The following is a 24,811-nucleotide window of genomic DNA, read 5'->3' on the forward strand; positions in this document are numbered from 1 at the left end:
CTAATCTGATACTCAGTGTCAGTCACGATGCTGAGATTCGCGACACTGTCCCCAGTCGGCTGCCCGGTCACGGGCCGTCCCCTTACCGCGATATGGAGCCACCTCATGAGCTACGAAGACCTTCCCGCCCTGACGATCGACGTCTCGGACGGGGTCGCGACGGTGACCATCGATCACCCGCCGCTCAATCTGATGGACGCGGTCCTCCTGCCGTCACTCCGGGCATTCGTCGCGCGTGTGCGGGACGACGCCGACGTCCGCGTCATTGTCTTCGAGAGCGCTGACCCGGAGTTCTTCGTTGCGCACGGTGACATGGCCTACCTCACCGACCCTGACGCGCTGCCTGCAGCCACTCGCGCCGCGATCGCGGCCGCGCCGGGCTCGACCGTCCCGGAAGGCCTGAACATCCTCCAGGCGATGAGCGAGGAGGTCCGCTCGCTGCCGCAGGTCACCATCGGCAAGCTGGCGGGCTTCGCGCGCGGCGCGGGCAACGAGTTCTTCATGTACTTGGACATGCGATTCGCGGCGATCGGCAAGTCGGGGCAGGGGCAGCCGGAGTCCTTGATGGGGATCCTCCCCGGAGGCGGCGGCACGGTGAACATGACGCGCCTTGCGGGAAGGGCCCGCGCGCTGGAGCTCATCCTCGGCGCCGAACTCGTGGGCGCGGAGCTCGCGGAACGGTATGGCCTGATCAACCGTGCCCTGCCCGCCGCAGAACTCGACTCCTTCGTCGACACCCTCGCCCGACGGATCGCCGGCCTCCGGCCGGAGGTGATCTCCATCACGAAGGCTGCGGTCGACGCGGTCGCGCCGCCGATTCCGCGTGCGGCGTACGCCGTTGAGAACGAGGGCCTGTTCGCGGCGTTCGGCGATGAGGTCACCGAGCTCGCCCACAAGCTGCTCGCCGCTGGTATCCAGACCCGCGAGGGCGAACGGGACCACGAGCGCATCGCCAACAGCATCTGAGTGCCCAAGCTCTCGCCATCCGTGCGCAGAGGCTCCGTGGGAAGAATTCCTCAGCCATTGCCGGCACGCGCGTTGTCGAGTGGTCAGGTCGACCACCCTGGTTCGCCGGGCCTGTCGGGAACATGACCGACTGAAGCGCCGGAAACGGTGGGCAGGGGAGTGGATGGCGCGAGTAGACGTAAGCCTGACAACGCTGTTCGGCCGCGCGGACAGGCGCGGTCCGGATCGTCGGTCTCGTCCTCGACCAGATCGCCATAGACGGCTCCGTCACCAAAGCTCCAGGAGGCGGTGAGGTGGCCGGGCGTTCCCCGGTCGACCGCGGCGAACAGGGCCTGAAACGCTCGGGCATGACGGACTGATACGGCATTCCACTGGGTCGTGTTCTGGCCGGCGCCAACTGCCATGACTCCCCGCTGCTCGCCCCGACCCTGGACCGCCTGAACGACCTGGGTCCGTTGCCCGACGAGGTCACCGTCCACCTGGGCGCCGGCTACGACTCGAACAAGACCCGCACGATGCTCGACGAACGCGGCCTGCACGGCCGCATCGCGCACAAAGGCGAGAAGGCGCCCATCCAGGCCAGTCAGCGCTGGCACGTCGAACGCACCCATGCATGGCAGAACGCCTTCCACCGGCTCGCCCGCTGCTACGAGCGGCGCGCCCCCGTCGTCAACGCATTCTTCGACCTTACCGACACGATCATCACCGTGCGCAGCCTGATCCGGCGAGCATGGATGACTCACCGCTGGGACGAACGCCCGAACCGCCGGCCATCCCGCACCCCTTTCCGCGCCACCTCTCAGTCCGAAGTCCCGGCTAGGACACCACGTCCTTGCGCGAGAAGCCCCGGAAAGCCAGCGCGAACAGCACCACGGCATAGGTCACCGAGATCGCGGTGCCCTTCACCATGCCGCTCCACTCCAGCTGCGGCTGAAGCGCGTCCGCCCAGGCGAACTGCCAGTGCGCCGGCAGGAAGTCCCGCCAGGAACCGAGCGCCGTCACGGCGTCCAGCACGTTACCGATGATGGTCAGTCCGACCGCCCCGCCGACCGCGCCCAGTGGTGCGTCGGTCTTGGTGGACAGCCAGAAGGCGAGGCCGGCGGTCACCAGTTGGGAGACGAAGATGAACGCGACGACGAGCCCCAGCCGGGGCAGCGCGTCGGCGATGGCCAGCGAGCCGCCCGTCGGCAGTTCGAGCGGCTTCCAGCCGTACGCCGCGGTGCCCGCCGCCAGGGCGACCAGCGGCAGCAGCAGCATCGCCGCCGCGCTCATGCCGAGCGCCACCGCCAGCTTGCTCCAGAGCAGCCGGGCCCGGGGGACGGGCGCCGCGAGGAGATACCGCAGCGAGGACCAGCTCGCCTCGGAGGCGACCGTGTCTCCGTGGAACAGCGCGACGGGCACCACCAGCAGAAAGCCCGCGGAGACGAAGAGACAGGTGGCCGCGAAGTTGGCGCCGGAGGCCGTCGCGGTGTCCATCAGGTTCACCCGGTCGTTGCCGCCATCGCCGCCCGGGGTACCGCCGATCGCGAAGGCCACGATGAGGACGAAGGGCAGGACGCCGAGCACGGCGCCCATCGCCAGCGTCCGTCTGCGCTTCAGCTGCCGCAGCGCCTCGACCCGCAGCGGCAGGGTGCGCCCGGCCCGGTAGCCGGGGGCCGATTCCATCAGCGCGCTCATGCGGAGCCTCCTGAGATCAGGGTGAGGAACGCGTCCTCAAGGCGGTGGTGCGGTCCGACACCCGTCAGCGGGACATCCAGCCGGATCAACTCCGTGACCAGGGCGTTGGTGCTCGCCCCGTCGAGCCGTACGAGCAGACCGAGTCCGTCGTCCGTGCGGACCGCCGAGCCGATGCCCGCCAGCGCGGCGATCTTCCCGACGACCGGCTCCGGCATCTCCTCGGCGGTGGTGACGAGCAGGGTGTCGCCCGCTCCGGTGATCTCCGCGACCGGGCCGGCCTGGATGAGCTGCCCACGGTGCATGACGACGAGATGCGTACAGGACTGCTCGACCTCGGAGAGGAGGTGGCTGGAGACGATCACGGTCCTGCCGCCGGCCGCGTACCTGATCATCACGTCCCGCATCTCGCGGATCTGGGGCGGGTCGAGGCCATTGGTCGGTTCGTCGAGAATCAGCAGATCCGGCATGCCGAGCATGGCCTGGGCGATCGCGAGCCGCTGCCGCATGCCCTGCGAGTACGTGCGTACGGCACGCGCCAGCGCGTCGCCGAGTCCGGCGATCTCCAGGGCCTCCTCGATATGGGAGTCCTCGGCGGGCCGGCCGGTGGCCTGCCAGTACAGCTCCAGGTTGGCCCGGCCCGACAGATGCGGCAGGAAGCCCGCGCCCTCGACGAACGAGCCGACCCGGGAGAGCACCGGAGCGCCCGGCCTGATGGCGTGCCCGAAGACACGGATCTCGCCGGCGTCGGGGCTGATCAGCCCCATCAGCATGCGCAGGGTGGTGGTCTTGCCCGCGCCGTTCGGGCCGAGAAGGCCGAGGACCTGGCCCTTTTCGACCTGGAAGGAGAGATCACGGACCGCGTAGCGGTCGGCGGCCCCGGCGTACCGCTTCGTCAGGCCGGTGATCCGCAGTGGCACCTCGGCGAGCGCGGGATCGGGCGCGGGGGCGCTGGTGCGGCGCCGGGCGGTGAGCAGCAGTGCGGCCGCGATCAGTACGCCGGCGGCCGGCAGCCCCCAGGTCCACCAGGGCAGTGCGGTGGATCCGGCGGTGAGCGCGGGCACGGTCGGTACGGTCAGCGGGCCGTCGACGGAGACCCGGTAGGTGGCGGGGGCGGCGGGTGAGGCGTAGCCCAGGTCGGTGGCGGAGAGGACGACCCGGAGCCGGTGTCCCGGCACGACCTGGTGGTCCACGGCGGGCAGTGTGAGTTCCACCGTCCTGCCCTTGGCCGCGTCCTCGACCCGTACGGGCGAGACGAGCTGCGAGGGCAGCACCTGCTGGCGGCCGTCGGGCCCGACATCGTAGACCTTGGCGAAGAGCACCGCGTCGCCGCTGTCGGAGCTGACGGTGGCCCGGATGGTCGGCGAGCCGGTGATCCGCAACGACCGGTCGAGGGGCGCGGAGTCGAAACGCGCGTGCTGTCCGGGGAAGTCGAGGGAGAGCCCGACGCCGAGGGAGGAGAGCTGCGAGAGTCCGCCGCCGACGCCCGGTACGGCGGAGATGGCCGGCGGGCTGCCGCCCGCCGGGTTGGCGAAGGTCTGGGTGCCGCCGCTGAGCGGGACGCCGGTGGTGCCGCTCGCCAGGCCGGGGTAGCGGTCGCTGGTCGCACCGCGCAACAGGGCCCGGCCATTGGTGGAGTCGACGCCTCCGGTCCGGCTGACGCGGAACGCGGGCCCGGTGTCCGCGCCCTTGTCGTCCTTGAGATAACGGTCGAACCAGGAGGTGATCCGGCCCTGGAGGCGGCCGGTCTCCGGGTCACCGCCGTCGTGCCCGCCCGCCATCCAGTCGACGTCGACGGGTGCGCCGTTGGCGCTGATCGCCTTCGCCATGGCGTCGGCCTGGCCGAGCGGGAAGAGGGAGTCGGTCTGGCCCTGGACGATCAGCGCGGGCACATCGATACGGTCGCCGACGGCGGACGGGCTGCGCTCTTCCAGGAGCTCGCGAGCGGCGTCGTCCGGTGTCCCGGAGACGGCGACCCGCTGGTACATGTCGCAGAGTTCCTTCTGGAACGTCTGGCAGCCGCCACCGGTGGAGAAGAAGATCCCGGCCCAGAGCTTCTTGAAGACGCCGTCGGGGAAGAGCGCGTCGGCGAGGTTCCAGTACGTGATCAGCGGGGCGATCGCGTCGACCCGCTTATCGTATCCGGCGGCGAGCAGCGAGATGCCACCACCGTACGAGGCGCCGGTCACCCCGACCCGGGGGTCGCCCTTCGCGTCGAGCCGCACCTCGGGTCTGGCGGCGAGCCAGTCGATCATCCGCGAGACGTCCTTGACCTCGTGGTCGGGGTCGTTGAGCCCGATCTCGCCGGTGGACTTCCCGAAACCGCGCGCCGACCAGGTCAGCACCGCGTACCCGTCCCGGGCGAGCTTCTCGGCCTGGGCCCGTACGTCGTCCTTGCTGCCGCCGAAGCCGTGCCCGACCAGCACGGCCGGCCGGCGCCCGCTGCCCGCGGTGAAGTACGAGGTGTCGATCCGGGCGCCGTCCATCGACAGCACCTGGTCCGTGCGGTGCACGGCGGGCGCACCGTCCGAGGCGACGGCGGTCCAGGTCCCGGCTCCGACGAGCACAGCGGCTACGCCGAGGCCCGCGAGCCATCGCGCGCGCAGCCGAAACCGGCGGGGGGTTCGTAGCTCCATGCTTGAACCCTAAACGGGCCCCGGCCCCGGCCGTACGGACACCGGTCGGAACTCGAAGGCATCCCGGGGTAGTACGGGGCGCCCCGCCGTACACCAGACGCGGTATGCGGGCCCTGGGCGCAGGGCGTGGCGCGAGAGTCCCGTACGGACACGGCCCACTTCGTCCGTGTACCCCCGTGCCCGGACCCCGGCCGGGTCCTCAGGTCAGAGTGATCTCCGGGTTGTAGAGGTCCAGCCAGATCGCCAGGTCCAGCGTGCGTTCCAGGCCGCGGCGCGATGCCTGGGTGATCTGCGGCGTGTCACGTTCCGTCACTCGTCGGACCCGGTCGGCGTCGACGAGGTCGAAGACCCGGTGGGACGGCTGGGAGAGCAGGTCCTTGGCGTGTTCCTGGAGGGCCACGGCGTACTTGGGGTCCTGCGTGGAGGGGTAGGGGCTCTTCACCCGGTCGTACACCGACTTCGGCAGCAGGTCGGCCGTCGCCTCCCGCAGCAGGCTCTTCTCCCTGCCGTCGAAGGACTTCAGGGACCACGGGGCGTTGTAGACGTACTCGACGAGCCGGTGGTCGCAGAACGGCACCCTGACCTCCAGGCCGACGGCCATGCTCGCGCGGTCCTTGCGGTCCAGCAGGATCCGTACGAAACGGGTCAGGTGGAGGTAGCAGATCTTGCGCATCCGGTACTCGAAGTCGCTTTCGCCGCTGAGGCGTTCGATGCCGGCGACGGCCGTCGTGTAGCTCTCGCGGAGGAAGTCCGGCAGGTTCACGACCGTGCTCACGTCGGTGCGCAGTACGTCCGCGTCGTCGCCGAAGTGGTCGGCGAGGCGTACCAGCCACGGGAACATCTCCGCGTGCCTCGCCTCCTCGTCGAAGAACTGGAGATAACCGCCGAAGACCTCGTCGGCCGATTCGCCGGAGAGCGCGACGGTCGAGTGCTTCCGGATGGCCCGGAAGAGGAGGTAGAGGGAGGAGTCCAGATCGCCGAAGCCCATGGGGAGGTCGCGGGCCCGGACCATCCGGCTGCGTACCTCGGGGTCGGCCAGGGTCTGGGAGTCGAGCACGATGTCCTGGTGCTCCGTGCCCGACGCGCGTGCGACGTCGTGGACGAACGGGGTGTCCGGGGTCGTGCGCAGTTCGTCGGCGACGAAGTTCTCGGTACGGCCGACGAAGTCGACGGAGAAGCTGCGGACGCGCTCGCCGGTCTCGGCCAGTTGGCGCGCGGCCAGCGCCGTCATCGCGGAGGAGTCGAGGCCGCCGGAGAGGAGCGTGCAGCGCGGTACGTCCGCGACGAGCTGGCGCCGCACGATGTCGTCGAGAAGGGTGCGTACCCGCGCCACCGAGGTGTCGCGGTCGTCGGGGTGCGGGCGGGTCCGCAACGACCAGTAGACCTGCCGGCGCAGCCCGCTCCGGCTCAGGGTCAGTACGGTGCCGGGCTCGACCTCGCGCATTCCGTCCCACACGGCGTGGCCGGGCGTTTTCACGAAGGCGAAGAGTTCGCGCAGTCCGTCCAGCCGGACGCGGGCGCGGGCCAGCGGGTTGGCGAGGATCGCCTTGGGCTCGGAGCCGAACAGCACACCGTCGGGGGTCGGATAGTAGTAGAAGGGCTTGATGCCCATCCGGTCGCGGATCATCACGAGCGTGTCGTCGCGCCCGTCCCAGATCGCGAAGGCGTACATGCCGTTGAGGCGTTCCGCCATGGCCGCGCCCCACTCCTGATAGCCGTGCAGGACGACCTCGGTGTCGGAGTCGGTGATGAACCGGTGTCCGCGGCCCGTCAGTTCGCGCCGCAGTTCGGTGAAGTTGTAGGTCTCGCCGGAGTAGACGAGGACCAGAGGGCCCTGCGGGGTGTCGAGCGTCATGGGCTGACGGCCGCCCGGCAGGTCGATGATCGCCAGCCGGCGGTGGCCGAGGGCCGCGGGGCCGCTGATCCAGGTGCCGCGGTCGTCGGGACCCCGGCAGGACATGGTTTCCGTCATCGCATCCAATGTTTCGGACGCGGAACGCAGATCACGGTCGTAGGAGACCCAGCCGGTGATGCCACACATGTGTGTCCTCCTGCTTCCGATCCCAGGCCGGAGCGCCAGGTCAGAGACCGTGGACAAGCCTGGGGTTCACGGCAGGACGGGGCACCGGGCCAGATCAGTTGTATCCAGCACCTATGTAACGAGCGTGAGTCATACGACTGCGCTCGGTCAACGCGGTGGCCCGGCGACCGGTTACGCGAAGCGGGCGCTTTCAGCCGTACGCCGCGAAGGTAATGAATCCGTCTGGACCCGGATTTGGCGCGCCACCACGGCCGTGGTGGCGCGCCGCGCCGGAGAGGGCGGCACGATCGGGCCACGGGCAAAGACTTCATCAACCGGCCGTCGGCCACACCCGTGCGTGGGGGCGGGCGAACAGGCGGCCGGGCGAGCGGGCGGAGCGGGCAGGCGGGGCAGGCGGGCGAACGTGGTGAACGTGGTGAACGTGGTGAACGCCCGTGGCCCGTACGACGCGGGACGTCGTACGGGCCACGGGCGCGCTCAGGAGCCGGGAGCGGTGTGTCAGTGGTTGCGCGGGAAGCCGAGGTCCACGCCCGCCGGGGCCTCGGACGGGTCCGGCCAGCGGGTGGTGACGACCTTGCCGCGCGTGTAGAAGTGCACGCCGTCGTTGCCGTAGATGTGGTGGTCGCCGAAGAGGGAGTCCTTCCAGCCACCGAAGGAGTGGTAGCCGACGGGCACCGGGATCGGTACGTTCACCCCGACCATGCCGGCCTCGATCTCCAGCTGGAAGCGGCGGGCGGCGCCGCCGTCGCGGGTGAAGATGGCCGTGCCGTTGCCGAAGGGCGAGGCGTTGATCAGATCGACGCCCTCCTCGTACGTTTCCGTACGCAGCACGACCAGTACCGGGCCGAAGATCTCGTCGCGGTACGCGTCGGAGTCCGTGGAAACCTTGTCGAGCAGCGAGAGCCCGATCCAGTGGCCTTCCTCGAAGCCCTCGACCGTGTGCCCCGTACCGTCCAGCACGACTTCGGCGCCCTGGGCCGCCGCGCCCGTGACATAGCCGGCGACCTTGTCCCGGTGGGCCTTGGTGATGAGCGGGCCCATCTCGGAGGCCGGGTCGTTGCCGGGGCCGATCTTGATCTTCTCGGCGCGCTCACGGATCTTGGCGACCAGTTCGTCACCGATCGCGCCCACCGCCACGACGGCGGAGATCGCCATGCACCGCTCACCGGCGGAACCGTAGGCGGCCGAGACCGCCGCGTCCGCGGCGGCGTCGAGGTCCGCGTCCGGCAGGACCAGCATGTGGTTCTTGGCGCCGCCGAGCGCCTGGACGCGCTTGCCGTTGGCGGAGGCCGTCGTGTGGATGTAGCGGGCGATGGGGGTGGAGCCGACGAACGACACCGCCGCCACATCCGGGTGCGCGAGCAGCGCGTCCACCGCGACCTTGTCGCCGTGCACGACATTCAGCACACCGTCGGGCAGCCCGGCCTCGGCGGCCAGCTCCGCCAGCAGGTTCGCCGCCGAGGGGTCCTTCTCGCTGGGCTTGAGCACGAAGGTGTTCCCGCAGGCCACCGCCAGCGGGAACATCCACATCGGCACCATCGCCGGGAAGTTGAACGGCGTGATGCCCGCGACCACGCCCAGCGGCTGACGGATCGAGGAGACATCGACGCGGCTGGAGACCTGTGTGGACAGCTCGCCCTTGAGCTGTGTGGTGATCCCGCACGCCAGCTCGACGATCTCCAGGCCCCGGGCGACCTCGCCGAGCGCGTCCGAGTGCACCTTGCCGTGCTCAGCGGTGATCAGCGCGGCGATGTCGTCGCGGCGGGCGTCGAGCAGCGCGCGGTAGCGGAAGAGGATGCCCGTGCGCTGGGCGAGGGACGAGGTCCCCCAGGTGGCGTACGCGGCCTTCGCGGCGGCGACCGCGCTGTCCACCTCCTCGGCGGAGGCGAGCGCGACCTGTGTGGTGAAGGCGCCGGTCGCCGGGTCGGTCACCGGGCCCCAGTTGCCCGACGCGCCCTCGACGGTCTTGCCACCGATCCAGTGGTTGACGGTCTTCATTCCGTTTGGCTCCTTCACAGCTGGCGGCGGCGGGCGGCTACGTGCCGGTCGTACTGCTCACGGGCCTTGACCGCGGACGGGCGCGTCGCGGTCTCGGCCACGGGGACATCCCACCACGCCTGGGCCGGAGGGACGCCCGACACAGTGTCTGCCGTTTCGGTCTCCACATAGACACATGTGGGAACGTCGGCGGCACGCGCCTCGGCCAGGGCTTCACGCAGGTCACGAACCGTCTTGGCACGGATCACCCGCACGCCGAGGGAGGCCGCGTTGGCGGCGAGATCGACGGGCAGCGGGGCGCCGGTGTATGTCCCGTCGTCGGCCCGGAAACGGTAGGCCGTGCCGAACCGTTCCGCGCCGACCGTCTCGGACAGGCCGCCGATGGAGGCGTAGCCGTGGTTCTGGAGGATCACGGCCTTGAAGGGCAGCCGCTCCTGGACAGCCGTGACGATTTCGGTGGGGTTCATCAGATACGTACCGTCGCCGACGAGCGCCCAGACCGGCCGGCCCGGCGCCGCGAGCTGCACGCCGATGGCCGCCGGGATCTCGTAGCCCATGCAGGAGTAGCCGTACTCGACGTGGTACTGGTCGTGGGAGCGGGCCCGCCACAGCTTGTGGAGATCGCCGGGGAGCGACCCGGCCGCGTTGATGACGATGTCCTCGTCGGTGACGAGGGCGTCGAGCGCGCCGAGGACCTGGGCCTGGGTGGGGCGTACGAGATCCTCGTCGGCGGTGAACGCGGCGGTGACGCGGTACTCCCAGCGCTCCTTGTCCTCGGTGTACTCGGTGGCGTACGCGGGCGCGACACGGTGGCCCACGAGCCCCGCGGCGAGCAGTTGCAGGGCCGTACGGGCATCGGCCACCAGCGGGTCGGCCGCGAGCTTGTGGGCGTCGAAGCCGGTGACATTGATGTTGAGGAAGTGGACGGCGGGGTTCGAGAAGAGCGTGCTGGACGCGGTGGAGAAGTCCGACCAGCGGGTGCCGACGCCGATCACCAGATCAGCGGTCCTGGCCAGTTCATTCGCGGTGGCCGTGCCGGTGTGGCCGATGCCGCCGACCTCGCAGGGATGGTCGTACGGCAGCGAGCCCTTGCCGGCCTGGGTGGCGGCGACCGGAATACCGGTCTCCGCGGCGAACGCGGCGAGCACGTCCTCCGCCGCGCTGTAGTGCACTCCGCCGCCCGCGACGAGCAGCGGACGGCGCGCTTCCCGTACCAGCCGTACCGCCTCGGCGAGTTCGTCGGGGTCGGGCGCCTGACGGCGGACTCGCCAGACGCGTTCGGAGAAGAACTCCTCCGGCCAGTCGTACGCCTCCGCCTGCACGTCCTGGGGCAGGGCGAGGGTGACGGCCCCGGTCTCGGCGGGGTCGCTGAGCACGCGCATCGCGGCGAGCGCGGCCGGGATCAGTGCCTCGGGGCGGGTGACACGGTCGAAGTACGTGGAGACGGGCCGCAGGGCGTCATTGACGGAGATGTCGCCCGCGCTGGGCAGTTCGAGCTGTTGCAGGACGGGGTCGGCGGGACGGGTGGCGAAGGTGTCACCGGGCAGCAACAACACGGGGAGGCGGTTGATGGTGGCGAGAGCCGCACCGGTGACGAGGTTGGTGGCGCCGGGACCGATGGAGGTGGTCACGGCATGGGCGGACAGGCGGTTGCTCTGGCGGGCATAGCCGACGGCGGCGTGGACCATGGCCTGCTCATTGCGTCCCTGCAAGTACCTCATTTCCGAGGCGGACTCGACAAGGGCTTGGCCGATACCCGCCACGTTGCCATGGCCGAAGATGCCCCAAGTGGCGTTGATCAAACGCTGCTTGTGGCCGTCCCGCTCGGTGTACTGCCGGGACAGGAAGCTGATCAGCGCCTGGGCGACGGTGAGACGGCGCGTACTCATCGGGAATCCTCCTCGGCTGCGGGTGCGGCTACGGGTACGGGTGCGTCTGGCGTTACGGCTGCGGTCCCGGTTGCGCCTGCCGTTACCGCTGCGGTCTCGGGCTGTGCGGCGCCGCGGCTTACTGGCCCGGGTTTCACCGCCCCCGGCCTTGCGGCCGGGTGTCCGGGCTCGGGCCCGGCCGATGCCGGCTCGTACAGCGGGAGCCTGGGGTCGACGGCCAGCCCCGGCCACGTGTCCCTGATCCAGCCGTGGTCGGGGTGGTCGCTGATCAGCCACTCCCGCGACTCCCCCGGCCCCGCCATCACATTGAGGTAGTACATGTCGCGGCCGGGCGAGGCGATGGACGGGCCGTGCCAGCCGTCCGGGATCAGGACGGTGTCGCCCGTACGGACCTCGGCGAGAACATCCGTCCCGCCGGGGCGGGAGGGGGAGACCCGGTGATAGCCGAGGCCGTCGCCGTCGATCTCGAAGTAGTAGATCTCCTCCAGCTCGGACTCGACGCCCGGCCGGTGCTCGTCGTGCTTGTGCGGTGGGTACGACGACCAGTTGCCGCCCGGGGTGAGCACCTCGACCGCGATGAGCCGGTCGCACGCGAAGACCCCCGCCGCGCCGAAGTTGTTGACCTGGCGCGAGCAGCCGCCCGCGCCGCGCAGCTCGACCGGAACCTCCGGCGCGGGGCCGTAGCGAGCGGGGAGTCGTCGCTCGCACTTCGCTCCTGCCAGGGCGAAGCGGCCTCCCGCACCGGAGGCGATCTGTGCGTGGGCATCACGCGGCACGTACGCGAAGTCCGTGACTCCGCTGAACACGCTTTCCCTGCCCCGCAGTTCAAAGAGTTTGCCCTCCGTGCCCACCGTGCAACCACCGGTGAGCGGAAGAACGATCCACTCGCTGTCCCCGGCGGCCAGCTCGTGTGTGCCGCCGGGCGGGAGCTCCAGGACGCGCAGACTGCTGTGTGACCAGCCGGCCCGCCGTGGATCGATGTCGAGGGCGTACGGTCCCGACGCGGCGCTGCCCGCGGGTACGTACCGGCCGTACGGTTCGTGGTTGGTCGTCATGAAGTCTCCGTACCCCCTAGAGCAGACCCACGGCCGTATCGACGGCACGGGCCACATCCCCGTCGACCGGATAGAGCAGTGAACGGCCGACGACCAGTCCCCGGACGGTGGGCAGTTGCAGCGCCTTGCGCCATTTCTCGTACGCGCCCTCCTGATCGCCCCCGATCTCGCCGCCCAGCAGGACGGCCGGGAGTGTCGAGGTCTCCATCACCCGGGCCATATCGTCGGGGTCCTGGGTAACGGGAACCTTCAGCCAGGTGTACGCGGAGGTACCGCCCAGTCCGGAGGCGATCGCGATCGAGCGCGTCACCGCGTCCGCGCTCAGATCGGTGCGGAGCCGGCCGTCCGCGCGGTAGCAGATGAACGGCTCGACGAAGACCGGCAGCCGTCGTTCGGCCATGGCGTCGACGGCGCGTGCGGTGGAGTGGAGGGTGTCGAGGGAGCCCGGGTCCTCGTAGTCGATACGGAGGAGCAGTTTGCCCGCGTCGAAACGGAGCCTGGCGAGGTCCTCGGGGCGGTGTCCCGTGAAGCGGTCGTCGAGTTCGAACGCGGCGCCGGCGAGCCCGCCGCGGTTCATCGAGCCGACGACGACGCGGTCCTCCAGGGCGCCGAGGAGCAGCAGGTCGTCGAGGATGTCCGCGGTGGCCAGGACGCCGTCGACACCGGGCCGGGACAGCGCCAGACAGAGCCGCTCCAGCAGATCGGCGCGGTTGGCCATGGCGAGGCGGTGGTCCCCGACGGCCAGGGCGCCGCGGGCCGGATGGTCGGCCGCGATGATCATGAGCCGGCCGTCGGCGCGCAGCAGGGGGCGGCGGGTACGGCGGGCGGCGGCCTCGGCGACGGCCTCGGGGTGGTACGTACGCAGCCGGACCAGCTCGGACACATCGACGCCGCTCACGAGAGGTCCTCGGGGGATCGCGCCGAAGACCGCGCCGTGGACGACGCGGCGGACGGCGTCTCAGCGGGATCCGGCGGGGGATCCCCGGCCGGAACCCGCCCGTCCGCGAGCGTCCGCGCGACCTCTTCGTCGTACGGCATCGCGGACGAGCAGGCGAGGCGGCCCGCGACGATGGCCCCGGCGGCGTTCGCGTACCGCATGACGCGCTCCAGATCCCAGCCGGCGAGGAGTCCGTGGCAGAGGGCGCCGCCGAACGCGTCCCCCGCGCCGAGTCCGTTGACGACATCGACGGGGACGGGGGGCACCTCGGCCCAGGTGCCGTCCCTATGGACGGCGAGCACGCCCTTGGGGCCCTGTTTGACGACGGCCAGCTCGACTCCGGCGGCGAGCAGCGCCCGCGCGGCGGCATGGGGTTCACGCTCGCCCACGGCCACTTCGCACTCGTCGAGGTTGCCCACGGCGACGGTGGCGTGCCGCAGCGCCCGCGCGTACACCGCCCCCGGCTCCGCGCCGTCCGGCTCCGCGTCCCCCGGGTCTCCCGGATTCGCGCCGTTCGGCCAGAACATCGGCCGCCAGTCGAGATCGAAGACAGTGATCCCCGACTTCCCCCGCGCTTCCAGTGCCGCGAGGGTCGCCGTTCGGCTGGGTTCCGCGCACAGGCCGGTGCCGGTCATCCAGAAGATACGGGCCGAACGGATGGCGTCCAGGTCCAGTTCGTCCGGACGGATCTCCAGGTCCGGGGCCTTGGGCAGCCGGTAGAAGTAGAGCGGGAAGTCGTCCGGCGGGAACACCTCGCAGAAGGTGACCGGGGTCGGATACTCGTCCACCGCGGTCACCCAGCGGTCATCGACCTCGAACTCCCGCAGCGCCTGGTGCAGATAGTCCCCGAACGGGTCCCTGCCGGTACGGGTGATGACGGCGGCGCGTCTGCCGAGCCGGGCCGCCGCGACGGCGACATTCGTCGCGGAGCCACCGAGGAACTTGCCGAAGGTGTCGACCTGGGCCAGCGGGACCCCGGTCCGCAGCGGATAGAGGTCCACCCCGATCCTGCCCATGGTGATGACGTCGTACGGCTCAGGCATGCGTGTCCCTTCGGTTCGCCGGTCACTCCGACGTCACTCCCACATCCACGTCGCTCCCCGATCTAATGCCCGCCTCCGAGCCCTGTCAATGTTTTGTCCTGACATTCGGACGAAGGGGTTGACACTCTTTCCGCGTGACCGGAAAGCTGACCGGTATGACCTCTTCCGTACCCACGTCCAACCGCATCCGGGTCGGGTCGGCCCCCGACTCCTGGGGCGTGTGGTTCCCCGACGATCCCCAGCAGGTTCCCTGGCGGCGTTTCCTCGACGAGGTCGCCGAGGCGGGCTACGAGTGGATCGAACTAGGCCCGTACGGCTACCTCCCCTCCGATCCCGTCCGACTGGCCGAGGAGACCTCCCGGCGCGGGCTGAAGGTCTCCGCCGGAACCGTCTTCACCGGACTGCACCACGGCCCCGCCGTCTGGGAGAAGACCTGGGCGCATGTCGCGGACATCGCCGCGCTCACCCGGGCGATGGGGGCCGGCCATCTGGTGGTCATCCCTTCGTTCTGGCGCGACGACAAGACAGGCGAGGTGCTGGAGGACCGGACCCTGACGGCGGAACAGTGGCGCGATCTGACGGCGCAGACCGAGCGGCTCGGCCGTGAGGTGCGGGACCGGTACGGGCTGCGCATCGTCGTCCATCCGCACGCCGACACCCATATCGACAGCGAGGAGAACGTCAGCCGCTTCCTGGACGCGACGGATCCCGATCTGGTCTCACTCTGCCTGGACACCGGGCACTACGCCTACTGCGGCGGCGACAGCGTCAAACTGATCGAGACCTACGGGGAGCGGATCGGCTATCTCCATCTCAAGCAGGTGGACCCGGAGATCCTCGCCGAGGTCGTCGCGGACGAGGTGCCGTTCGGGCCGGCGGTCGGCCGCGGGGTGATGTGCGAGCCGCCGGGCGGCGTTCCCGCGCTGGAGCCGGTACTCGACGCGGCACGGCGGCTGGATGTGGACCTCTTCGCCATCGTCGAGCAGGACATGTATCCGTGCCCTCCCGACAAGCCCTTCCCGATCGCCGCACGCACCCGCCGTTTCCTGCGGAGTTGCGGCGCCTGACGTCACGGCGACGGTCGTGAGCATCCGCGTCACAGGGGATCCACGCAACACATGAGGTGCACGCGTCATATGTACCGCATGCGCCACAAAGATCCCTCTACCGTCACGCATATCTCGATTACACGGTCCTTCCGTCACAGGGAGGTGACAAATCCACTCTCTCCATCACTCTGTGTCGCTCGTTGGGCACAGGCTGGGTGATCACCAGCGTCGTGCCGCAGCTCCCCCGACGGCCCACCGGCCTTCCTGCGGCGGACGCGGGGAGGTGCCACTGATGACGGACAAACGGCTCTGGTCCTACAAGGAGATCGCGGCGCACATCAGGGTGCAGCCGGACACCGTCCGCTCGTACCGCAAGCACGGACTGCTTCCGCCGCCCGACCATGTGGAGAACGGAAAGCCCTACTGGTACGCGGACACCGTCCGCGCCTGGGTGGCCCAGCGTCCCGGTAACAGAAGCAACAGAGGCTGAGCCGAGCCGCCGGCCGTGGGGGGGGGGGGGGGGGGGGGGGGGGGGGGGGGGGGGCGGGTGTTGGTCTTTTTGCCTTCGTTCCCCCCCCCCCCTCTCCTTCTTTTCTGCCCCCCCCCCCCCCCCCACCCCCCACCCCCACCCCCCCCCCCCCCCCCCCCCTTTTCCCCCCCCCCCCCCCCCCCCCCCCCCCCGCCCCCCCGCTTTCCGCCTCTCCGCCCGCCCCCGTTCCGCACGCCCCCGTTCCGCTCCGGTCAGACGTTCGCCGTGTCCCGGTCCCGGCCCTGGTCCTGGCCTTGGCCGTCGGCAGAAGGCTCCGTCCGCGCCGGATCTCCCGCATTCCCTTCGACGGCCGGCTTGGACTCGCCCTCGCTCAGCCCGAACCGGTCGTGGAAGCGGCGCAGCGGCCCGGGGGCCCACCAGGTCGCCCTGCCCGTCAGCTTCATCACCGCGGGCACGAGCAGGCTGCGGACCACCATCGCGTCCATGAGCACGGCGAGCGCGATCCCGAGCCCCAGCATCTTGGTGTTGGTCACCCGGGAGGTACCGATGCCCACCATGACCACCGCGAGGATCACGGCCGCCGCGGTGATCAGTCCACCGGTGCGACGGAGGCCGAAGGTCACCGCCTTTTCGTGATCGCCGCCGCGGTCGTACTCCTCCTTGATCCGGGAGAGCAGGAAGACTCCATAGTCCATGGAGAGCCCGAAGGCGACACAGAACATGAGGACCGGCAGGGTCGTCTCGATGTCGCCGGTGGCGGTGAAGCCGAGCAGCCCGGAGAGGTTGCCGTCCTGGAAGACCCAGACCACCGCCCCGAACATCGCCGTGAGACTCAGCGCGTTGAGCACGACCGCCTGGACCGGTATCAGCACACTGCCGGTGAGCAGGAAGACCAGCAGCAGGGTCACCACCACGATGATGGCCACCGCCCAGGGCATCCGGTCGGCGATCGCGCCCTTGGAATCGACCAGGACAGCGGCGGTGCCGGTCACCGACGTGTCGAACGCGGCCGGTTCCGCGCGGATGTCCCGGACGAGTTGCTGGGCCTCCTGTCCCACCGCCTCCCCCTCGGCCAGCACCGTGAAGTACCCGTGTTCGCCCGAGGTGACGGGGCCGTCGACACGGAGCGCCCCCGGCAGAGCCTCTATCCGGCCGCGGTAGTCGGCGTATTCGGCGGGCGTGGCAGCGCCCTCCACGAACACCTCCAGGCCGCCGCTCGGGCTGCCGGGGAAGCCGTCCCGTATCTCCTCCTGGACCACCCGGGAGTCGGCGCTTGACGGCAGTTGCCGGTAGTCGGCGGTGCCGAACGTGGCCCCCAGGAAGGGCAGTCCGAGCACCACCAGCCCGGCCGCCGTGGCGAGGGCGAAGACCGGCGCCCGGCGCATCACCAGAGCGGCCATACGCCCCCAGCCGGCCCCCGGCTCGGCGGACACGCCCGTGGCCTCCGATCCGTCGCGCGCCCCAGACTTCCGGCGCTTCCGGCGCAGCAGCACCCGCAGATCCAGCGCGTTGACCCGATGCCCCAGCAGCATCAGCGCGGCCGGCAGCAGTATCAGCGCGGCAGCCGCCGCCAGCAGCACCACCGCGATGCCGGCATAGGCGAAGGAGCGCAGGAAGTACTGAGGGAAGACCATCATGGCCGCCAGCGACACCGCCACGGTCAGCGCGGAGAACAGCACCGTCCGCCCGGCGGTGCGCAGTGTGACGCCCACGGCGTCCCGCACCTCGGCACCCTCGGCCAGCTCCTCGCGGAACCTGCGCACGATGAACAGGGCGTAGTCGACGGCCAGTCCGAGCCCGAGGGCCGTGGTGAGGTTCTGCGCGAAGACCGAGACATCGGTCAGTTCGGTGATCCCGCGCAGTACCGCGTTCGTCCCCAGGATGGCGACGACACCGAGCCCGAGCGGCAGCAGAGCGGCGACCGCGCTGCCGAAGACCATCACCAGCAGTACCAGCGTCACCGGCAGGGCGATCAGCTCGGCCCGCAGCAGATCCTCCTGGATGATGTCCTGCATCTCGTGCTGTACCGCGACGGGTCCGCCGAGCGAGACCTCCAACGGCCCGTGCGTGCCGCGGAATTCCGGTGTTATCCGGTCCAGGGACGCCGCGGCCGTCGTCTCGTCACCCTCGATCCTCGCCGCGATCAGCGCTTCCCGGCCATCCTCGGCGCGCAGCGCGGCCGACCCGGTCCCCCAGTAGGAACCGACCCCGGTGATGCCCGGCTCGGCCGCGAGCCGGTCGGTGAGGCGCTTGGCCTCGGCGGCCACCGCGGGGTCGTCCACGCTCCGGCTGCCGCTGTCCACGAGCAGCAACAGATTGGGCTGAGAGGCCGGGAACTCCCGCTCCAGCGCCTGCGTCGCGTACGTCGACTCGGCGTCCGGATCCGCCCAGCCGCCGCTTCCCATCCGGTCGGCGACCCCGCTCCCGGCGAACACGGCCAGGGCCGTGATCATCAGCGCGACCAGCAGCGAGAGCCTCGGGCGCGCGGTGACGAACCGGGTCCATCCCCCAAGACTCGGTCCAGTATTGACTTCGGACATGGTGCGGTGTCCCCTTCACCGTGACCCGTGGCACGGGTCAGTCATTGCCATAGAATAGACAAACACGAGTCATCGCTCGCATTAATCAATAATGCGAGCCACCACTCGCGTTTGTCAACCGATCCAGGAAAGCCGGGGATTCACATGCCGGAGGCCAAGAACGGCAGCGAGAACGGGACGGCAAAGCCGCGCCGCCGCCAGGCCCGCGGTGAGCGCCGCATCGCCCAGCTCCTCGAAGCGGCGGCCAACGTCTTCTGCACCACCGGCTACACCGCGGCGAGCACCAACTCCATCGCCCGCGAGGCAGGCGTCTCCCCGGGCACGCTCTATCAGTTCTTCCCGAACAAGGAAGCCATCGCCGTCGAGCTGGGCGACCACCTGCTGACCCGCTGGCGCGCCACCTACGGGCACGCGTTCACCCCGGCCCATCTCGAACTGCCGCTGGACCAGCTGCTGGACGCCGTCCTCGACCCGTTGATCCAGTTCAACTTCGAGAACCCCGCCTTCAACGTCCTCATGCACGGCCCCGACATCCCCGGCCAGGTCACCCGGGAGCACGACGCCCTGCACTCCTCCATGCTCACCCGGGTCGAGGAAGTCCTCGCCGGTTACCTCCCCTCCACACCCGAGCCCGACATCACCCGGGTCGCACACACGGTCTTCGCCGTGTTCAAGGCGGGCATGGATCTGATCCTCGCCGTGGAGCCCGCCGAACGGGACGCGTACACCGCCGAGCTGAAGTCGGTGCTCTTCCGCTACCTGTGCCCGCTCGTCAGGGACCTCTGAGACGTCATCGGCCATCAGGGCCGGGTTCGGTTTCATACCCCCTAGGGGTACAGTCGTAGGTGCCGGGACGCCACGCGGCCCACGCGCGCCCCTGGCGCACCACCACCCGCCCCTGCGTCAGCCCCGAAGAGGAGAAACACCATGACCGCCGAGACGAAGAACCAGGTCACCACCGTCTACCAGGTCACCGGCATGACCTGTGGCCACTGCGAGGGAGCCGTCTCCAGCGAGATCTCAGGCATCGCGGGCGTCACATCCGTGGAGGCCACGGCCGCCACGGGACGGGTGACCGTCGTTTCCCAGGCCCCGCTGGACGAGGACGCCGTGCGCGCCGCCGTCGATGAGGCCGGTTACGAACTGGCCTGAACGGGCCCGCCCCCACGATCGGAGGCACGAACCCGCCTGCTCCTCCGTTTATGTGGTTAGCACCTTCTATGTGCCTGCGGTCCTTCACATGCACCACAGGACCTTCACAAAGAGATCTAGATCACATAGATTGAGGGGTAACCATTAGGTCGACTCGCGAGTCTAAGAGGACGATGCCAGAGAACGTCTTGGGGGACGTTCGACGGGATCGTGTGAGATGTCTTGGGGGACGTCTCATGCACGCGATTGGCCGGGGCACGTGCACCGGGGAGCTTTGAGCGGCCCTCCCGTACGTACCCCGGTCCGACCGCTAGTAGCCGTTGATGGTTACGGCAGACGCCCGGCCCGGATCCCGTGGGGGGAATCCGCTCCGGGGATATGGAAAGCGCCCCGTTCGTCGACCCGTGGGGGGATCGGCGGCGGGGCGCTTTTCGCTGCGTACATCCGGCGTGGACGGACATGCGCGGTACGAGCGGGCGCGCCGGGCCACGAGGGCCCGGGCGCGGAAAGCGTGGGTCAGCGGGACTCGACCGGGACGAAGTCGCGCAGGACCTCGCCGGTGTAGATCTGGCGCGGACGGCCGATACGGGAGCCCGGCTCCTTGATCATCTCGTGCCACTGGGCGATCCAGCCGGGCAGCCGGCCGAGCGCGAAGAGCACGGTGAACATCTCGGTCGGGAAGCCCATGGCCCGGTAGATCAGACCGGTGTAGAAGTCCACGTTCGGGTAGAGCTTCCGCTCGACGAAGTAGTCGTCGGCGAGCGCGTGCTCTTCGAGCTTGAGCGCGATGTCGAGCAGTTCGTCGGACTTGCCGAGAGCCGAGAGGACGTCGTGCGCCGCCGCCTTGATGATCTTCGCCCGGGGGTCGAAGTTCTTGTAGACGCGGTGCCCGAAGCCCATGAGCTTCACACCGTCTTCCTTGTTCTTCACCTTGCGGATGAAGGAGTCCACATCACCGCCGGAGGCCTGGATGCCCTCAAGCATCTCCAGCACCGACTGGTTGGCGCCACCGTGCAGCGGGCCCCACAGGGCGCTGATGCCGGCGGAGATCGAGGCGAACATGTTCGCCTGCGAGGAGCCGACCAGACGCACGGTGGAGGTCGAACAGTTCTGCTCGTGGTCCGCGTGCAGGATCAGCAGCTTGTCGAGGGCGGAGACCACGACCGGGTCCGGCACGTACTCCTGCGCCGGGACCGAGAAGGTCATCCGCAGGAAGTTCTCGACGTACCCGAGGTCGTTGCGCGGGTAGACGAAGGGGTGGCCGATCGACTTCTTGTACGCGTACGCCGCGATGGTGGGCAGCTTGGCGAGCAGCCGGATCGTGGAGAGGTGGCGCTGCTTCTCGTCGAACGGGTTGTGGCTGTCCTGGTAGAACGTGGACAGCGCGCTGACCACGGAGGACAGCATCGCCATCGGGTGGGCGTCGCGCGGGAAGCCGTCGTAGAACCGCTTGACGTCCTCGTGCAGCAGTGTGTGCTGGGTGATCTCGTTCTTGAACGAGGCCAGCTGGTCGACCGTCGGCAGCTCGCCGTTGATCAGCAGATACGCCACCTCGACGAAGCTGGAACGCTCCGCCAGCTGCTCGATCGGATAGCCGCGGTAGCGCAGGATGCCCTGTTCGCCGTCGAGATAGGTGATCGCGGACTTGTAGGCGGCCGTATTGCCGTATCCACTGTCCAGCGTCACCAGACCGGTCTGAGAACGGAGCTTCCCGATGTCGAAGCCCGTATCGCCGACGGTGCTGTCGATCACCGGGTAGGTGTACTCGCCGTCGCCGTACCGCAGTACTACCGCGTTGTCGCGTTTCTCGCTCACGTCATCCCTCACCGACGTAGTGCCTCTTCTTCGAGGTGCCCTGACTGTCTCTACCATCCCCCATTTGGCTCAGGAGAGTGCACTCGGGGTCGGCCTTTAGGCCTTTTGGCGGCACTCAGTGCCGTCAAGCTACCCATCCTGCCCCCTTCGCCCCAGTTGTGGAAAGCCGAGATGCCGAAAGCCCCGTCAGCCGGTGGCCGAGCGCAGTGAAGCGTCTGCCCGCGGAGACCGTGCGTACCGCCTGTCCTATGGCCTTGCGGGAGCCGACCAGCACGACGAGCTTCTTGGCACGGGTGACCGCCGTGTAGAGCAGATTCCGCTGGAGCATCATCCAGGCACCGGTGGTGACCGGAATGACCACGGCCGGATACTCACTGCCCTGGGAGCGGTGGATCGTCACGGCGTACGCGTGCGCCAGCTCGTCCAGCTCGTCGAAGTCGTACGGCACCTCCTCGTCCTCGTCCGTCAGCACCGTCAGCCGCTGATCGTCCATGTTGAGCGAGGTGACGACGCCGACGGTGCCGTTGAAGACGCCGTTCTCCCCCTTCTCGTAGTTGTTGCGGATCTGGGTGACCTTGTCGCCTACGCGGAAGACCCGGCCACCGAGCCGCTTCTCGGGGAGATCGGGCCTGGCCGGGGTGATGGCCTGCTGCAGCAGGGCGTTCAGCGCACCCGCGCCGGCCGGGCCGCGGTGCATCGGCGCCAGCACCTGCACATCGCGCCGCGGGTCGAGACCGAATTTGGCGGGAATCCGATGGGCCGCCACCTCGACGGTCAGCCGGCCCGCGTCCTCCGTCTCCTCCTCCACGAAGTGGAAGAAGTCGACGAGGCCCTGCGTGATGGGCGGCACCCCGGAATTGATGCGGTGGGCGTTGGTGACCACCCCCGACTGCTGGGCCTGCCGGAAGATCCGGGTGAGCCGGACGCGCGGCACGGGACCGCCTTCGGCCAGCAGATCGCGCAGGACCTCGCCCGCCCCGACCGAGGGAAGCTGGTCCACGTCCCCGACGAGCAGCAGGTGCGCGCCCGGCGCCACGGCCTTGACCAGCTTGTTGGCCAGCAGCAGATCGAGCATCGACGCCTCGTCGACCACCACCAGGTCGGCGTCCAGCGGGCGGTCCCGGTCATACGCCGCGTCCCCGCCCGGCTTGAGCTCCAGCAGCCGGTGGACGGTGGACGCCTCGGCCCCGGTCAGCTCGGCGAGCCGCTTGGCCGCCCGTCCGGTGGGCGCCGCCAGCACCACCTTGGCCTTCTTGGCCCGCGCCAGCTCCACGATCGACCGGACCGTGAAGGACTTGCCGCAGCCGGGACCACCGGTCAGAACTGCGACCTTCTCGGTGAGCGCGAGCCGGACCGCCTGCTGCTGCTCGGGGGCCAGCTCGGCGCCCGTACGGCCCGCCAGCCATGTCAGCGCCCGGTCCCAGACCACGTCCTGGAAGGCCGGCATCCGGTCCTCTCCGGTGCGCAGCAGCCGCAGCAACTGGGCGGAGAGGGACAGCTCGGCGCGGTGGAAGGGGACCAGATAGACCGCGGTGACCTCCTCCTCGCCGCCCTCCGGCCCCGGCACCTTCTCCCGTACGACCCCCTCCTCCTCGGCGGCCAGCTGGGCGAGGCACTCGATGACCAGTCCCGTGTCGACCTGGAGCAGCTTCACGGCGTCCGCGATGAGCCGCTCCTCCGGCAGGAAGCAGTGCCCCTGATCGGTGGACTGGGACAGGGCGTACTGGAGCCCGGCCTTGACCCGCTCCGGGCTGTCGTGCGGGATACCGACGGCCTGGGCGATCCGGTCGGCGGTCAGGAAGCCGATCCCCCAGACGTCGGCCGCCAGGCGGTACGGCTCGTTCTTGACGACGGAGATCGAGGCGTCCGCGTACTTCTTGTAGATGCGGACGGCGATGGAGGTCGAGACGCCCACCCCCTGGAGGAAGACCATGACCTCCTTGATGGCCTTCTGCTCCTCCCAGGCGGCGGCGATCCGCTTCGTCCGCTTGGGACCGAGACCGGGGACTTCCACGAGTCTCTTGGGCTGCTGCTCGATGATGTCGAGGGTGTCCAGGCCGAAGTGCTCGACGATCCGGTCGGCGAACACGGGGCCGATTCCCTTGATCAGACCGGAGCCGAGATAGCGGCGGATGCCCTGGATCGTGGCCGGCAGGATCGTGGTGTAGTTCTCCACCGTGAACTGCTTGCCGTACTGGGGGTGCGAGCCCCAGCGGCCCTCCATACGGAGTGACTCGCCCGGCTGCGCGCCGAGCAACGAGCCGACCACGGTGAGGAGATCGGCTCCACGGCCGGTGTCGACGCGGGCGACCGTATAGCCGTTCTCCTCATTGGCGTATGTGATCCGCTCAAGGACGGCTTCGAGCACAGCGGGATTGGACATGATCCGACGCTACCGCCAGGCTCCGACATCATGGGCGGCCTGTGGACAACGCCCGGGACAACTACCCGCCTGTGGACAGCGCCTGTGGCTGCTACTAGGGGCCCGGTCCACTGGACCGGGCCCCACGCGCGCCCCCTCGACAGAGCCTTCCTGATCCCCCCGGATCCCTCCCCCGAAAGCCCTGTCGACGTATACGACACACGTCACCCCAGAAGGGTTGCACGATTCCTCTGCGTAATTTTCCGGGTTTACGGCCGGGCCTGCGCGGATCACCGGAGACAGCGGCGCGGCCGTCGCGCGGAGCCCGCCGCGACATCGCGTCTACCGCCTCTACCGCCTCTACCGCCTCTACAGAGCGTGTTGTACGTACCGTTCGATGACCTCGGTGAGCACGTCCACGCCGTCCCGCGCCCACAGTTCGTCGTTGAACAGCTCCACCTCGACCGGACCGGTATAGCCCGCCGCGTCGACGCGTTCCCGCCAGGCGCGCATATCGACGGCGCCGTCCCCGATCTGGCCGCGCCCGTTGAGCACCCCGGCCGGAAGCGGCGTCGTCCAGTCGGCCAGCTGGAAGGTGAAGATCCGCGACGCCGCGCGGGCGACGGCCGCGGGCGCCCGGTCGTCCCACCAGATGTGGTACGTGTCCACGGCCACCCCCACCTGATCGGCGGGGAACCGTTCTGCCAGGTCGAGCGCCTGGTCGAGAGTGGAGACCACACAGCGGTCGGCCGCGAACATCGGGTGCAGGGGCTCAATGGCGAGCCGCACCCCGCGCTCCGCCGCGTAGGGGGCCAGTTCGCCCAGGGCGTCCGCGATACGTTCGCGCGCCCCCGGGAGGTCACGGCTTCCCTCCGGGAGCCCGCCGGAGACGAGGACGAGGGTGTCCGTGCCCAGCGCCGCGGCCTCGTCGATCGCCGCGCGGTTGTCGGCCAGCGCCCCGGCCCGCCGGCCGGGGTCGACGGCGGTGAGGAAGCCGCCGCGGCAGAGCGTGGTGACCGCGAGGCCCGCGTCCCGTACGAGCTTGGCGGTGGCCTCGATCCCGTACGCCTGGACGGGCTCGCGCCACAGCCCGACCCCTGGCACACCGAGGTCCACGCACGCCTCGGTCAGCTCGGGGAGCGACAGCTGTTTCACCGTCATCTG

At 69.8% G+C, this 24,811-nt stretch carries 17 protein-coding genes and 1 pseudogene; 6 read left to right on the forward strand and 12 right to left on the reverse strand.

All coding sequences use genetic code 11. The annotated features are described in order from the left end of the window. Positions 1-105 precede the first annotated feature (105 nt). Both ACZ7LS_RS03575 and ACZ7LS_RS03580 read left to right on the forward strand, forming a co-directional pair. Positions 106-966, forward strand: coding sequence for an enoyl-CoA hydratase/isomerase family protein (locus ACZ7LS_RS03575; protein ID WP_382521525.1), 861 nt, complete (start codon positions 106-108; stop codon positions 964-966). A gap of 221 nt (positions 967-1,187) precedes the next feature. Next, positions 1,188-1,739: pseudogene (locus ACZ7LS_RS03580) on the forward strand (transposase); the annotation flags it as partial. 43 nt (positions 1,740-1,782) lie between these two features. Here the strand turns inward: ACZ7LS_RS03580 and ACZ7LS_RS03585 are convergent. From ACZ7LS_RS03585 to iolC, 8 genes are all read right to left on the reverse strand, one after another. Continuing rightward, positions 1,783-2,643 carry an ABC transporter permease gene (locus ACZ7LS_RS03585; protein WP_382521523.1) on the reverse strand — a complete coding sequence of 287 codons (861 nt, stop codon included), beginning with the start codon at positions 2,641-2,643 and terminating at the stop codon, positions 1,783-1,785. Then, entirely contained in the window at positions 2,640-5,276 is a 2,637-nt protein-coding gene (locus ACZ7LS_RS03590) for an alpha/beta fold hydrolase (RefSeq protein WP_382521521.1), read from the reverse strand. Before ACZ7LS_RS03590 ends, ACZ7LS_RS03585 begins: the two co-directional genes overlap by 4 nt. A 199-nt stretch (positions 5,277-5,475) precedes the next feature. After that, complete coding sequence (asnB, locus tag ACZ7LS_RS03595; RefSeq protein ID WP_385136316.1) at positions 5,476-7,317, reverse strand: asparagine synthase (glutamine-hydrolyzing); 1,842 nt, start codon at positions 7,315-7,317, stop codon at positions 5,476-5,478. Positions 7,318-7,815: 498 nt separating this feature from the next. Beyond that, positions 7,816-9,315 carry a CoA-acylating methylmalonate-semialdehyde dehydrogenase gene (mmsA, locus tag ACZ7LS_RS03600; RefSeq protein WP_385136313.1) on the reverse strand — a complete coding sequence of 500 codons (1,500 nt, stop codon included), beginning with the start codon at positions 9,313-9,315 and terminating at the stop codon, positions 7,816-7,818. 14 nt (positions 9,316-9,329) lie between these two features. Next, on the reverse strand, positions 9,330-11,204 hold the full coding sequence (iolD, locus tag ACZ7LS_RS03605) for a 3D-(3,5/4)-trihydroxycyclohexane-1,2-dione acylhydrolase (decyclizing) (protein WP_382521512.1): 1,875 nt from the start codon (positions 11,202-11,204) through the stop codon (positions 9,330-9,332). Beyond that, positions 11,201-12,259, reverse strand: a complete 1,059-nt coding sequence (gene iolB, locus ACZ7LS_RS03610; RefSeq protein ID WP_385136310.1) for a 5-deoxy-glucuronate isomerase — start codon at positions 12,257-12,259, stop codon at positions 11,201-11,203. Before iolB ends, iolD begins: the two co-directional genes overlap by 4 nt. A 16-nt stretch (positions 12,260-12,275) precedes the next feature. Next, complete coding sequence (locus ACZ7LS_RS03615; RefSeq protein ID WP_382521507.1) at positions 12,276-13,157, reverse strand: Cgl0159 family (beta/alpha)8-fold protein; 882 nt, start codon at positions 13,155-13,157, stop codon at positions 12,276-12,278. Further along, a complete protein-coding gene (iolC, locus tag ACZ7LS_RS03620) occupies positions 13,154-14,239 on the reverse strand; it encodes a 5-dehydro-2-deoxygluconokinase (RefSeq protein WP_382876340.1) in 1,086 nt (361 codons plus the stop codon). The genes ACZ7LS_RS03615 and iolC overlap by 4 nt, the downstream gene beginning before the upstream one ends. 155 nt (positions 14,240-14,394) lie before the next feature. Here iolC and ACZ7LS_RS03625 point away from each other — a divergent pair, with 155 nt between their 5' ends. Next, complete coding sequence (locus ACZ7LS_RS03625) at positions 14,395-15,306, forward strand: sugar phosphate isomerase/epimerase family protein (protein WP_382521664.1); 912 nt, start codon at positions 14,395-14,397, stop codon at positions 15,304-15,306. A gap of 274 nt (positions 15,307-15,580) precedes the next feature. Then, positions 15,581-15,778: a helix-turn-helix transcriptional regulator gene (locus tag ACZ7LS_RS03630; RefSeq protein ID WP_030352509.1), complete on the forward strand. Its 198-nt coding sequence runs from the start codon at positions 15,581-15,583 to the stop codon at positions 15,776-15,778. A 251-nt stretch (positions 15,779-16,029) separates the two neighbouring features. On the opposite strand, the gene ACZ7LS_RS03635 is transcribed toward ACZ7LS_RS03630, so the two are convergent. Beyond that, a complete protein-coding gene (locus ACZ7LS_RS03635; RefSeq protein ID WP_385136728.1) occupies positions 16,030-18,318 on the reverse strand; it encodes an MMPL family transporter in 2,289 nt (762 codons plus the stop codon). A gap of 144 nt (positions 18,319-18,462) precedes the next feature. Between ACZ7LS_RS03635 and ACZ7LS_RS03640 the strand changes: the two genes are divergently transcribed. Continuing rightward, positions 18,463-19,104 (forward strand): TetR/AcrR family transcriptional regulator, encoded by a 642-nt coding sequence (locus tag ACZ7LS_RS03640; RefSeq protein WP_382666206.1) that lies wholly within the window; start codon positions 18,463-18,465, stop codon positions 19,102-19,104. A 141-nt stretch (positions 19,105-19,245) separates the two neighbouring features. Further along, positions 19,246-19,470, forward strand: coding sequence for a heavy-metal-associated domain-containing protein (locus ACZ7LS_RS03645; RefSeq protein ID WP_382521496.1), 225 nt, complete (start codon positions 19,246-19,248; stop codon positions 19,468-19,470). Between the two features lie 516 nt (positions 19,471-19,986). On the opposite strand, the gene ACZ7LS_RS03650 is transcribed toward ACZ7LS_RS03645, so the two are convergent. The 3 genes from ACZ7LS_RS03650 to ACZ7LS_RS03660 form a co-directional block, all read right to left on the reverse strand. Then, positions 19,987-21,285, reverse strand: coding sequence for a citrate synthase (locus ACZ7LS_RS03650; protein ID WP_030352513.1), 1,299 nt, complete (start codon positions 21,283-21,285; stop codon positions 19,987-19,989). Positions 21,286-21,409: 124 nt separating this feature from the next. Beyond that, positions 21,410-23,668, reverse strand: coding sequence for an SF1B family DNA helicase RecD2 (recD2, locus tag ACZ7LS_RS03655; protein ID WP_382521492.1), 2,259 nt, complete (start codon positions 23,666-23,668; stop codon positions 21,410-21,412). A 348-nt stretch (positions 23,669-24,016) separates the two neighbouring features. Then, on the reverse strand, positions 24,017-24,808 hold the full coding sequence (locus ACZ7LS_RS03660) for a sugar phosphate isomerase/epimerase family protein (protein WP_382521661.1): 792 nt from the start codon (positions 24,806-24,808) through the stop codon (positions 24,017-24,019). Positions 24,809-24,811: the final 3 nt, after the last annotated feature.

It is taken from the genome of Streptomyces sp. NPDC039430 (assembly GCF_055639435.1).